This window comes from Leptospira sp. WS58.C1 (genome assembly GCF_040833995.1).
Taxonomy (GTDB): domain Bacteria; phylum Spirochaetota; class Leptospiria; order Leptospirales; family Leptospiraceae; genus Leptospira_B; species Leptospira_B cinconiae.
The window spans coordinates 3,407,570-3,419,856 of record NZ_CP162137.1 but is presented as its reverse complement, the minus strand read 5'-3'; the positions used below and the strand labels follow the sequence as shown (position 1 = coordinate 3,419,856).

12 protein-coding genes are annotated in these 12,287 nt (G+C 42.8%); 9 read left to right on the top strand and 3 right to left on the bottom strand.

Translation table 11 applies throughout. The features are described 5' to 3' along the window. Nucleotides 1-109 precede the first annotated feature (109 nt). Nucleotides 110-1,000 carry a GNAT family N-acetyltransferase gene (locus AB3N61_RS15720; protein WP_367898048.1) on the top strand — a complete coding sequence of 297 codons (891 nt, stop codon included), beginning with the start codon at nucleotides 110-112 and terminating at the stop codon, nucleotides 998-1,000. Nucleotides 1,001-1,054: 54 nt separating this feature from the next. Here AB3N61_RS15720 and AB3N61_RS15715 read toward each other — a convergent pair whose 3' ends face one another. Next, nucleotides 1,055-1,369, bottom strand: coding sequence for a pyrimidine/purine nucleoside phosphorylase (locus AB3N61_RS15715; protein ID WP_367898047.1), 315 nt, complete (start codon nucleotides 1,367-1,369; stop codon nucleotides 1,055-1,057). Between the two features lie 281 nt (nucleotides 1,370-1,650). Here AB3N61_RS15715 and hrcA point away from each other — a divergent pair, with 281 nt between their 5' ends. The 8 genes from hrcA (at nucleotide 1,651) to AB3N61_RS15675 (ending at nucleotide 8,939) form a co-directional block, all read left to right on the top strand. Continuing rightward, entirely contained in the window at nucleotides 1,651-2,679 is a 1,029-nt protein-coding gene (gene hrcA, locus AB3N61_RS15710; protein WP_020769009.1) for a heat-inducible transcriptional repressor HrcA, read from the top strand. 12 nt (nucleotides 2,680-2,691) lie between these two features. After that, entirely contained in the window at nucleotides 2,692-3,363 is a 672-nt protein-coding gene (gene grpE, locus AB3N61_RS15705; RefSeq protein ID WP_020769206.1) for a nucleotide exchange factor GrpE, read from the top strand. A gap of 99 nt (nucleotides 3,364-3,462) precedes the next feature. After that, nucleotides 3,463-5,397: a molecular chaperone DnaK gene (dnaK, locus tag AB3N61_RS15700; RefSeq protein ID WP_020769113.1), complete on the top strand. Its 1,935-nt coding sequence runs from the start codon at nucleotides 3,463-3,465 to the stop codon at nucleotides 5,395-5,397. A gap of 7 nt (nucleotides 5,398-5,404) precedes the next feature. Beyond that, a complete protein-coding gene (dnaJ, locus tag AB3N61_RS15695; protein ID WP_020768993.1) occupies nucleotides 5,405-6,526 on the top strand; it encodes a molecular chaperone DnaJ in 1,122 nt (373 codons plus the stop codon). 21 nt (nucleotides 6,527-6,547) lie between these two features. Then, nucleotides 6,548-7,507 (top strand): Gfo/Idh/MocA family protein, encoded by a 960-nt coding sequence (locus tag AB3N61_RS15690; protein WP_036089227.1) that lies wholly within the window; start codon nucleotides 6,548-6,550, stop codon nucleotides 7,505-7,507. Nucleotides 7,508-7,516: 9 nt separating this feature from the next. Further along, entirely contained in the window at nucleotides 7,517-8,071 is a 555-nt protein-coding gene (locus AB3N61_RS15685; RefSeq protein WP_020769251.1) for a YqgE/AlgH family protein, read from the top strand. Nucleotides 8,072-8,075: 4 nt separating this feature from the next. After that, complete coding sequence (locus AB3N61_RS15680) at nucleotides 8,076-8,585, top strand: DUF2721 domain-containing protein (RefSeq protein ID WP_367898046.1); 510 nt, start codon at nucleotides 8,076-8,078, stop codon at nucleotides 8,583-8,585. 57 nt (nucleotides 8,586-8,642) lie between these two features. Further along, a complete protein-coding gene (locus tag AB3N61_RS15675; RefSeq protein WP_367898045.1) occupies nucleotides 8,643-8,939 on the top strand; it encodes a hypothetical protein in 297 nt (98 codons plus the stop codon). A 68-nt stretch (nucleotides 8,940-9,007) separates the two neighbouring features. Here the strand turns inward: AB3N61_RS15675 and AB3N61_RS15670 are convergent, their stop codons facing one another. Continuing rightward, complete coding sequence (locus AB3N61_RS15670; protein WP_412758377.1) at nucleotides 9,008-11,548, bottom strand: ABC transporter permease; 2,541 nt, start codon at nucleotides 11,546-11,548, stop codon at nucleotides 9,008-9,010. Next, nucleotides 11,545-12,264 (bottom strand): ABC transporter ATP-binding protein, encoded by a 720-nt coding sequence (locus tag AB3N61_RS15665; protein ID WP_020769294.1) that lies wholly within the window; start codon nucleotides 12,262-12,264, stop codon nucleotides 11,545-11,547. The genes AB3N61_RS15670 and AB3N61_RS15665 overlap by 4 nt, the downstream gene beginning before the upstream one ends. Between the last annotated feature and the right edge of the window lie 23 nt (nucleotides 12,265-12,287).

The window sequence follows — 12,287 nt, the reverse complement described above, 5'->3', positions numbered from 1 at the left end:
ACTCCAACCCACCTCTAAAATTTTCCGAAACAAATCTAAGTCACAAAATGCGCATTCTAATCATCGAACTGCGCCGGTATATGTATTGTCTTTAAGAAAAGGAAAACTTATGAACAGAGGTGTATCCACGGTCTCGAGTTATAGAGACAGATCCGACCTGAGAGAAAAATATTTCGAATTTACTCCCCAGGCTTTGTATGGGGCTGACTTTCGTCCTTGGTTCGAAAAAGGAGGTTGGTCTGAAAAGTACCATCCCAATTCATTGATCGATCCGGAGGGAAAAATCCTATCTAACGTTTCCGTAATGGAAATGGACGTTCTTCTTTTAGGAGATAGAAGGAGCGCAATTCAACTCGGGGCAGTAGGAACTCTCCCCGATTATAGAAAACAGGGTCTGTCCGCAAAACTGATACGAACCGTTTTGGAAAAGTATTCGAACAGCTTGGTATTTCTTTTTGCAAACGATTCCGTTACCGATTTTTATCCTAAGTTCGGATTTCGAAAAGTGGAAGAAATTTGGTTCAGAGCGGCATATCCTGAAAGTATTTTAGGGAAAGGAAAGAAAAAGCATTACAGAATTCTAAATCCAAATTTTGCACAAGATGTGGAGATCTTGAAAAGGATCTCATCTTTTTCGTTGCCTACAACGGAAATTTTCGGGGCTATGGGATACGGTTCGATCCTACTTTTTTATTTTTTAGCGGGAGAATCTTTTCAGTTCCTATACGACGATTCGGAAAATTCGATCTTAGTTATTGGGAGGGAAGACAAAACATTATGGATTTATGATGTTTTGTGCGATAGAAGGCCCGATCTTGAAAAACTACTTGCTTCTTTAGGAATACCTGAGGCCGCCGAGATTCGATTCGGTTTTTCTCCGGAAAAATTCGATATTCGTTGCGAAAAATTCGAGGCGCCTTTTGAGTCACCTCTGTTTGTGAAGGGAGAATTTCCGGTTCCAGAAAAGTGCTTTAAATTTCCGATTTTAGCTCAAACCTGAAATCGATATAAAAGGCCGTTTTCGTTCGGATAAGACGAGAACGGCCAAATAGATTTATTTAATATAGGAACAGCAATAATCGCTCAGCTTATTAACGTTTAGTTTAAATTTGGAATTTGCAGGAACCTCGAAAGATTGTCCACCTTTGATCTGCTTCCAATCCGTATTTCCCGGCAGTTGGACCAAAAGATCTCCTTCTAAAATTTCCATAATTTCTTTTTCGTCTGTTCCGAACTCGTACTCTCCGGGCATCAAGATACCTAGCGTCTTTTTTTCTCCATTGGAGAATAATACGGTTCTGCTGGTAACTTTGCCGTCAAAGTATACGTTTGCTTTTTTGATTACTGTTACGTTCTCGAATTGTTGCATTTTATAGAATCAAGCTCCGAAACTAAAATTTAGAACGGAGCCTAGAGCGATACCAAATAATCGCTTGGTTCTTCCTACTCATGCCACCTCAAAGGAAACTAAGGTTTCATCCACTTGGCCTTTTAATTTTATCCCTTATGGGATGTATTTTTTCCAATTTTTTCTGTCAGACTAGCTCTGGGACTGCTTAAAATCCAAAATTCTTGACTTTTTTTTGAGCCGTATGGAAACTTGAGAGGTGATTTGGCACTCTAACTTGCAGAGTGCCAATAAGAGTAGATATGGAACTATCCCAAAGACATAGGATGATCCTTAAGGCAACGGTGGACGAGTTTATCCAGGAGAACCGTCCAGTTGGCTCTAAAACATTATTCGACAAACATGATATAGGTTTGTCCCCGGCTTCTATTCGGACCGTTTTAAAGGAACTGGAAGAGATGGGTTATCTCGCTTCTCGGCATACTTCGGGGGGAAGGATCCCGACAGAGATCGGTTATAGATTCTATGTGGATTCGCTGGTAGTTCTTTATGAGTTAACCATCAAGGAAAAACAAAGGATCCAGGAAGAATATCTGAAGATGCAGTTCAAACTGGATCAAATCCTGAAGGCGACTGCAAGTGTTCTCGCTAGTCTTTCCAATTCTGCGGGAGTGGTTTTAGGACCGGCTAAAAGTTTGGACACTCTGAAACACGTGGAATTGATCCATGTGCATGGGGACGAGGTCCTGATGATCATGGTAATGCGTTCCGGAGCTGTCCTGAACCGAAACGTATTTTTGGATCGAAATTACAGCCAAGAAGAGTTGTATCAGATCTCAAAGTATCTGAACGATAACGCGAAAGGTTACGATATGTTCGAGATCCAGGAGAAGGTTATCCCTTCCCTTTTGCTGAGAAAGGATGGACCATTAGATTTTTATAAAGTGTCCGGAGTGATCTCCGCAGCTATGACACCCGATAATTCGGAAGTGTCTTTGTATATCGACGGTCTCAAGAATTTATACGGAAGATTTAAGGATGAAGAGGAAAAACTCAACCAGGTTCTCTCATTGCTGGATGATAAAAGATTCCTCACCGGAATGTTCGGAGAATATTCCGAACACGACGGAGTGTATACCGTTATAGGAAAGGACGGAGACGGAAGAATGGGCGGGGTGAGCATCATTACGTCCGGATATAGAATGGGAGAGAAAAGGATAGGCGCTATGGGAATTATCGGTCCTCAAAGGATGGATTATCATAGAGCGCTTCCTCTTGTGGATTTTACCTCGAAATTAGTTTCGGAGATGATCACACGGATTAGTAAATAAAGGGAGAACGACGTGGAAACCAGAGAGGGTAATAACTTTCAAAATAGGACCGACGCCGCTCCGGATAACGCGAGACCGGAGCCCGAAAATACGCGTACCGAAAATATTATACAAGGAAACGACAAAGAGATGAGTCAGGAAGAAGCGGTCGCAACGCCTGCCGGAGAAAATCCGGAGGATTCCAAAAAACCGGAAACGGCAGAGGAAACTTTACGTAAGGAATTAGAGGCTGCGAAAAAGGAGATCGAATCCCTAAAAGATTCCTGGACCAGGGAAAGAGCCGAGTTTCAGAATTATAAGAGAAGATCTGCACAAGAATTCTCTAATATAAAGAGGGAAGCAGTCAAATCTTTGGTAACGGAGTTTTTGAATCCTATCGATAATTTGGATCGTGTAGGTTCCGGTGTAAACGTCACGGAAGAGGTGAAACCTTTCGTGGACGGGGTCGCCATGATCCTGAAGGAATTCTATTCCGTTTTGGAAAAGTCGAATGTGTTTAGGCAGTATCCTCAGGGAGAACCTTTCGATCCGACTTTGATGGAAGCATTGTCTTCGGAAGAAGGGGATCAGTATAAGGAAGAAACCGTGATAGAAGTCTATCAGGCGGGATTTTATATTAAGGAAAATGAAGATAAGTTTTCCTTAAGACCCGCTAGGGTGAGGATCGGAAAACCAAAGGTATAATACTTTGGTTGTTAGGCGAAATATCGCCTTGAATAGAGCGAAATATATCTTGAATAACCGCTGGCGGGAAATCCCGAAAAAGCGGAAGGAGAAACCAAAATGTCAAAAGAGAAGATTATCGGGATCGACTTAGGGACCACCAACTCTTGCGTTTCCGTAATGGAAGGTGGGGATCCGGTAGTAATCCAAAACTCCGAAGGAGCGAGAACCACTCCGTCGATTGTGGCTTTTACCGCTAAGGGAGAAACTTTGGTTGGGCAGTTTGCCAAAAACCAAGCAATTACTAACGCAGTAAATACCGTACGTTCAGCAAAAAGATTTATCGGGCGCCGATTTAACGAAGCGGAACAAGAAATGAAACACGTTTCTTATAAAGTGATCCGCAGCGGTAACGACGGCCTGAAATTCGAAACTGCTTCCGGAGAGTTTACTCCTCAGGAGATTTCCGCAAGAGTTCTGCAAAAGATGAAACAAACTGCGGAAGATTACCTGGGCCACAAAGTAACCAAGGCTGTGATCACAGTTCCTGCCTATTTTAATGACGAACAACGTCAGGCTACGAAAGACGCAGGTAGGATCGCAGGTTTGGACGTGGAAAGGATCATTAACGAACCGACCGCTGCCGCGCTTGCTTACGGATTCGATAAAAAGAAGACTAACGCAAAGATCGCTGTCTACGACTTAGGAGGAGGGACCTTCGATATTTCTATCCTAGAATTGGGAGACGGAGTGTTCGAAGTTAAGTCCACCAACGGTGACACTCACTTAGGTGGGGACGACTTCGATATGGTCATCATGGAATGGATGATCGAAGAATTCAAAAAACAATACGGGATAGATATCTCCCAAGATAAAAATACCGTTCAACGTTTGAAGGAAGCAGCGGAAAAGGCGAAGATAGAACTTTCGGGTACTATGTCCACCCAAGTGAATCTTCCGTTCATCACTGCAGACGCAAGCGGACCAAAACACTTGGATATGAATCTTACCAGAGCTAAGTTCGATCAGTTGACCCGCAACTTGGTGGAAAGAACTCGTATTCCATGTGAGAACGCGCTGCGCGATGCTGGCTTAAAGGCCGCCGACATCGACGAAGTGATATTAGTGGGAGGATCCACTCGTATCCCGGCGGTCCAGGAACTTGTAAAAGGAATTTTCGGAAAAGAACCGAATCGTTCCGTAAACCCTGACGAAGTGGTAGCAATCGGTGCCGCTATCCAAGGAGGAGTTTTAGCGGGAGAAGTTTCCGATGTTCTTCTTTTGGATGTTACTCCCCTTTCACTCGGTATCGAAACTTTGGGTGGTGTAATGACTAAGCTGATCGAGAGAAACACTACGATCCCGACTAAAAAATCCCAGGTGTTCTCAACTGCTGCGGACAACCAAAATGCAGTGTCTATCCATGTTCTCCAAGGAGAAAGGGATATGGCGGCAGGTAACCGTACACTCGGAAGATTCGATCTGATCGGGATTGCGCCGGCACCAAGAGGAGTTCCTCAAATCGAAGTTACATTCGATATTGATGCGAACGGTATCGTCCATGTTTCCGCAAAAGATCTGGGAACAGGTAAAGAGCAGAAGATACGTATCGAATCTTCTTCCGGATTAAGCGAAGATGAGATCTCTAAAATGGTAAAAGATGCGGAGGCACATGCCGCTGCGGACAAGGCCGCTAGAGAACTTGTGGAAGCTAAGAACGAGTTGGATACGATCACTTATTCTTTGGAAAAAGCGGTGACCGATGCCGGGGATAAACTTTCCGACAGCGAAAAACAGTTGGCGAATGACGAGATCAAACGTGCAAGAGAAGCGATCGAATCTGGAGATATCGGTCGTATCAATGCTGCGAAAGAGTCCATCACGAAAAGAGCTTCGGAAATAGGTTCCAAAATTTATTCCCAAGGAGCTCCAGGGCAAGAAGCAGGTCCTGGACCTAACGGTGCCGGAGCAAGCGAAGGTGCCGACAATTCCCAAGCAAAGGGAGAAAAGGTCGTGGACGCGGACTATACCGTAGTGGACGATGAGAAAAAGTAACTAAGACATGAGTGACAAAAGTTACTACGATATCCTCGGTGTTTCCAAATCCGCGACTGACGAAGAGATCAAGTCCGCGTATCGGAAGTTAGCTATCAAATATCACCCTGACAAAAATCAGGGTGATAAAGCTGCTGAAGAGAAATTTAAGGAAGCTACCGAGGCTTACGAAGTTTTAAGGGACGCTAATAAACGTCGCATGTACGACCAATACGGCAAAGCCGGAGTGGGTGCAGGCGCCCAAGGCGGATACGGAGGAGGAGCGTATACCGACTTCTCCGATATTTTCGGTGATTTCGGAGATATTTTCGGCGACTTCTTCGGAGGAGGAAGAGCCGGGGGCGGTGGATCCCGCAGGTCCGGTCCTCAACGCGGTTCTGATCTTCGTTACAATCTAGAAGTTTCTCTCGAAGACGCAAGCTTAGGTAGGGAATATAAGATCGAGATCCCAAGACTTGAAACCTGCGTAGATTGTGGAGGTTCCGGTGCGAACAAAGGAAGTACACCTTCTACTTGTCCGGACTGCGGAGGCTCAGGGCAGATCCGTAGATCTCAGGGATTCTTCTCCGTAGCAACTACCTGCGGTACTTGTCGGGGAAAAGGTACTATCATCTCCAATCCATGCAAGACCTGTCATGGACAAGGTCTGGTAGAAAAAAGACGTACCATCAATATTAAGATCCCACCCGGTATCGAATCCGGTAGCAGACTAAAAGTTTCCGGAGAAGGGGAAGCAGGACCTAACGGTGGTCCTCATGGCGATCTATATGTGGTAACACATATTAAAAAACATGAATTATTCGAACGCCAAGCGAACGACTTGATCTTAAACAAAAAGATCAGCCTAACACAAGCGATCTTAGGCGGGGACATAGAAGTCCCAACCATAGACGGCAAAAAGGTGAAGATGAAAATTCCGGAAGGAACCGAGTCAGGCCAAGTGTTTCGCTTGAAAGGTCATGGTATTCCGTATTTAGGCGGATATGGAAAAGGGGACCAGCATGTGATCGTTCGCATTGAGATCCCTAAAAAACTGACTAGAAGACAAAGAGAATTGATCGAAGAATTTGCTCGAGAGTCCGGAGAATCCGTTTCCGGTTCTAAGGGTAAAATTTTTACGAATAAGTAATATCCATAAAAAGGAAGTTTCATGACTAATAGAGTCAAGATCGGAGTAATCGGAACTGGCCATATGGGCCAATACCACGTAAACGTGGCAAAAACATTAAGCGATGCGGAGCTGATAGGCATTTACGACTCCGATTCCGAAAGAGCGTCTCAGATGGCGGAAAAACACAAAACCTCCGCCTTCTCCACCGTAGACGATCTGATCAAACATACTGATTCAGTTATCATTGCGGTACCAACTTTCCTACATCATGAAATCGCTAAAAAGGCGCTTGTTGCTGGTAAACATGTTTTGGTAGAGAAGCCGATCGCGGAAACTTTAGAACAAGCAAAAGAACTCGTGGAACTTGCTTCTAAAAACAATCTGGTCTTACAGGTAGGTCACGTTGAACGTTTTAACGGAGCCGTTTTGGAACTCGGAAAGATCGTAACCGAACCTCTCTTAATCGAATCCAGAAGATTAGCCCCTTTTAATCCTAGAATTAAGGATGTGGGTGTAGTTCTGGATATGATGATCCATGATATAGATATCGTTTTGAATCTAGTAAAATCTCCCGTCAAATATCTAAGTGCAGTGGGGACCAAAGTGGTTTCCGGTCACGAAGATATTGCTGCCGTTATTCTTCATTTTGAGAATGGCGCGATAGCAAATATTTCCGCGAGCAGAAATACACAATCAAAAATTCGGACCCTGAATATCACACAAAAAGACGTGTACATAACATTGGATTTTAGCGATCAAGAGATCGAGCTTCATCGACAAGCAACTTCGGACATTCTACTCAGGACCGGAGAGATCAAGTATCGCCAAGAATCCATCGTAGAAAAGATCTTTGTTCACAAGGACAACCCTTTAAAACAGGAACATGAACATTTTGTAAAATGTATCCTGAAAGAAACGGAACCTTTAGTGGATGGAAGATCCGATATCCAAACCTTGGAGATCGCCTACAAAATTTTGAGTGAGATACATAAAAACTGATCGGGTTGTATGGAAAACGGATTTGGCGGAAAAGTATTAATTTCTAATTCATCCATCGTAACGGATTATTTCAATCGTACCGTGATCCTCATGGTCGAACATGATCATGCAGGTGCGTTCGGTCTTGTGTTGAATAAAAAGATGGATGTTGCCCTAAGCGATGTGATCCAAGGAATCCCGGAGGGCATAGACGGTTCTTATCCGATCTATTCCGGCGGCCCTGTGGATCCTACATTTGTCTCTATCCTTCACGATAATCCTAAGTTGAAACAACCGGGGATCGAAGTTATTCCAGGTGTGTTTTTAGCCAGAAGTTTCGAAGCTTTGGTGGAACTATTAGAACATCCTGATAAAACGAAGTTTAACGTATACCAAGGATATTCCGGCTGGGGAGCTTCTCAACTAGAAGGAGAAATGGAGCGTAAATCTTGGGTTGTTCACGATCCGAATGCAGAGTGGATCTTTACGGAAGATCCGGAAGCAACTTGGCAAGAAGCCTTAAAGAGTAAAGGCGGATTGTATAAGTATTTTGTGGAACACACAAAAGATCCGATGCTGAACTAGGATTATGCTCTCTGCTTTGACCGGAACGGAAATTTTAGCAGGTATGATCGCTCCGGCCGTTTTGATTTCGGCAACCGCGAGTTTGATCTTTTCTACCGCAAATCGATTGGGTAGAATATTCGATCGTGTGAATTTACTGAAAAACGAGATAGAAGGAGTCGTGGACGGAAAACTTTCTTTTCCGGAAGAGAGACTTGCCTATCTCAGAAGACAATTAAAAGTTCAAAAGAAAAGAGCGAATTTGATCCAAAGGTCTATGGCAGCTCTTTATACAGCGACTTTGTTTTTTGTATCTTCCAGTCTGAGTTTGGGGATTATAGTTGCTATATCTAGTTCCGCATCTTGGGTAGCCACAGGACTAGCTTTGATAGGCGGGATTTTCTTGTTTATTGCGAGCAGTCTTTTACTGTACGAAAGCCGTTATAATTTGAATTTTATCCAAGGTCAGATAGAATTTGCGGAGTTTCTAGAAGATAAGGTGGAGAAGAAGTCGGACACCTCCATAAGTAAATAAAAGCCAGGTTCCCAATGCGATATCTTACAATCGGGATCTAAGGTTAAGGAGTTTTATTTGAAAAAGATATTATATTCACTTTCTATCATATTCTTTTTAGGTTACGTTGGTTTTACAAAAGGATTGTCCGCTGACGGTTGTTATCTTTGTTCCGTAAATAGTTCAGACGCTTGTAGGGATTATTGTAGATTTTCCGGATCTGATTCTTTCGATACAAGGAAACGTTGCGAGAACAAAGGATGTAAGATCACCGGAACCGCGGCCTGCCCGACCGCTTCGAATTATAAGGTTTGTTCCGCGAAATTCGATCCGAAACCGGAAGATCTTCTTGCCCGCATGACTCGCACAAAATAACATTTCATCATCCAGATTTATTCGGGCGTCCGCTCTTTTTAAATTCTGCCAGCATCGGTTCGGCTAACTTACACTTCCTTCAGATATAGAGTCGGACTTCTTTTCCATTCGTTCCGTAAGGTTCCGAAATACATTCCTACAACCGCCAAGTTCAGAGAAACATAAAAGATCCCTATCTCCAACCAAGGAACACTTGCTTGTATCTCGAAAATCATTTCCGACATGTAGGAAGAAACTCCCCAAACTAAAACGAACGCCAATACGAAAGAAAGATTCGCGAGAAGTAATGATTCCGCTAGAAAGTATTTTCGTAAAAAGGTTTTAGTCCCGCCGATGATCCTGAGAAGGGAAGTTTCTTCCAATCTTTCCTTTCTACTCAGTTCCAAAGAAGAAAGTATCAACAGTAGAGAAGACAAAACGATAAGCCCGGTCATCCAACGGATGGCAAAGGACATCTTTTCTAAAATCCCTAAGAAGGATTGGACCGCCTTTTCCGTGTCTACAATGGTGAGATTCGGAAATTCATTTGATAATTCTTTTTGGAGAGAATATCTAGAGTCCGAAGATTCTAGCAAAAACGAACTTAAATAGAATTTAGGAGCTTTTTCCAAGATCCCTTTTGAAAATAGGATTACGAAGTTCGGCCTCATGTCCGACCAGTTGACTGTCCTGAAATTCCGGATGGTTCCGGTGACTTCTACCCCGCCAATCGAGAAAGAAAGTTTATCTCCTAAGTCCACTTTTAAGTTTTTGGAAAATTCTTTTTCGACGGAGATTTGGTCTTCTTCTCCTTTTCTCCAAAAATCTCCGTCAGTGACCTTTTCAGTCGGATATACATTTTCTCTATAAGATAAGAAATATTCTCTGGTCCTTGCCGTGGATCTCCAATCTCTTCTGAGAGCGGAAAGTTCCATATCTTCCTTTTTAACGAGTTCACCGTTCACTCGTGTGAGTCTTGCTCCGATCACCGGTGAAGTTAAAAGTTTTTCCACATTATACTTTTCCGCCGTTTGTTGGAAACTTTCCAGTTGTTCCGGTCGTATATCCAACACGAACATATTCGGTCTTCTTTCCTTGTCCTTTGCTCCGCTGTATTCCAATAAACTATCGCTTAAAAAAATACTGAGCAATAGAACGAAAACGGAAGAACCAAGTCCGACTGAAACCCAAGAGAGTCCCGTTCTAGGTCTATCTAGTTTTCGTAATGCCATTCTTACACTTGCGGAAAATTCGGATCTTTGTAGTAAAAACCGGATCACAAAACGAATTCCTAAAATTCCGAGATAAACAACCACGGGTAAGAAAAGAAGAGTTGCACATAAGATCAATCCTTTGATCCAGTCTCCCGTTTCCCACCAAGCGAGTATGAAAAATAATCCGAATACAGCAAAAAAAGAAACGGACTGTTTTAATTTTAGTTTGGGTACGGAAGAAAGTTCATTTGCAAAATCCGATTTAAGTGCGTACATCGGACTTAAATTTCGAGTAGCAGAGAGACTTTCCCAAGCGGAAACTAACGGAACTACCCAAGCTAAAACGAATGCCCAGAAAAACGCTTTTAGATCCGGAACGAGCTTAGGTTCGAAAAGAAATTCCTTATCCGCCATATTCGGGATCTGAGTTTGTAAAAAGCTTCCGAATAAAAATCCGAATACGGCTCCTATCGTGGATAGTATTAAAAGTTCCGAAAGTACAAGACCTAAAACCAAATTCGGTCCGGCCCCTAAACATTTATAGATCGCGAATGTGTTCGATTTAGCTCTTACGACAGCCCTGCTTGTAAGAAGGATGGAGATCCCTCCCAGGAAGAATGCGCATAATGCCAATAAAGAAAAGAAATCCAATGTGTTTGTAAGGAATTTTTGAGATCCTGAATTTGCTTCCGTACTTTCGAATAAGATCAGATCATTCTTGGCGAATTCGGAAAATTTACTTTTTTTGAATACGTTTGCGTCTGTTCCGATAGGAAGAAGGATCGGGACCTGGTAACTTATACGCGAACCTCTCTGTTCCAGACCTGTTTCGGCCAAAGATTCTTTTCGAATGATGGAGCTTGGAGCCATGGAGAGGAAGTTTCCTGCCATTCCCGGTTCTTTTAAGATACTTCCTCTTAGGACAAAATTACTTTCTCCTAATTGAACCTTGGAACCTACTTTAAGTTTTAAGTTTTTGATCAGCCCGCTTTCTAAGAGTATTTCTCCTGGTTTTAGTTTGCGAAAAAGGCCTTTTGGTTCCGTTTCTATTTCTCCAAAATACGGATATTCTCCTTGGATTGCCTTGATCAAGGAAAGACTGGAATCCTGGGAATCAGGGTTTCGGATCATGGAAGGGAACTGCACTAATTGCGATAATTTGCTTCCTTTTGGCAATTCCTTCAAAAGAAACGCTGTTTGTTCGGAATTTAATGGAGTAGGGCTCGTAACAACAAGATCCGAACCCATAATGTTTTTAGCCTCTTTTATGATAGAAGCCGTAAATTGGTCCCTATATGAGTGAACTGCAAGAACAGCGCCTGTTCCGATCGTGATTGCCAGAATGATCTGCAAGGAAGAAGTCTTTTTGGAAAAAATCTCCCGGAACATTACCCTTAAAAAGAATCTGATATTCATTTTTTCTTCCTAGATACTTTCTTTTTAACGCCCACTTTGGATTTTGTTCCGTTTAAGATCACTCCATCTCTCATTTCTAAGATCCTATCCGCCATTGACGCTACTTTCGGATCATGAGTAACAACTAATAAAGTGGATTTTCGATCTCTATTGAGTTGTTTAAGAAGAGACATGATATTCTCTCCATTCTTCTTATCTAAGTTCGCGGTAGGTTCGTCGGCAAAAAGAAGTTTAGGTTCGTGTATAAAGGAACGTGCTATCGCTACTCTTTGTTCTTCTCCGCCAGAGAGTTGGCTCGGAAAGTTGTATGCTCTGTGTGCGATGCCTACCTTCTCCAACCAATACATCGCTTTTTCATGTATCACTTTTTCCGGAAGGTTTGTCGTCAAAGCAAGAGGAAGGGAAACGTTTTCCAAAGCGTTTAACGTCTTAATCAGTTGAAAATTTTGGAATACAAAGCCGATTTGTTCTCCTCTGATCTTTGCCAATTCATCTTCAGTCTTTTCAAATAGAGATATTCCATCTAAAAGCACTGTTCCTGAATCAGCTTTGTCTAATCCTGCCGAAACTGCGAGTAATGTAGATTTGCCTGAACCGGAAGGGCCGATAACAGCAACGAACTCACCGGACTTTACCTGGAATGAAACATCTTTTAGTACGTTAAATGTTTGGTCTGCAACAGTGTAAGACTTATTTAAGCCTGATATAGATAACAAATGATCACCTTCTTTTTGATTTG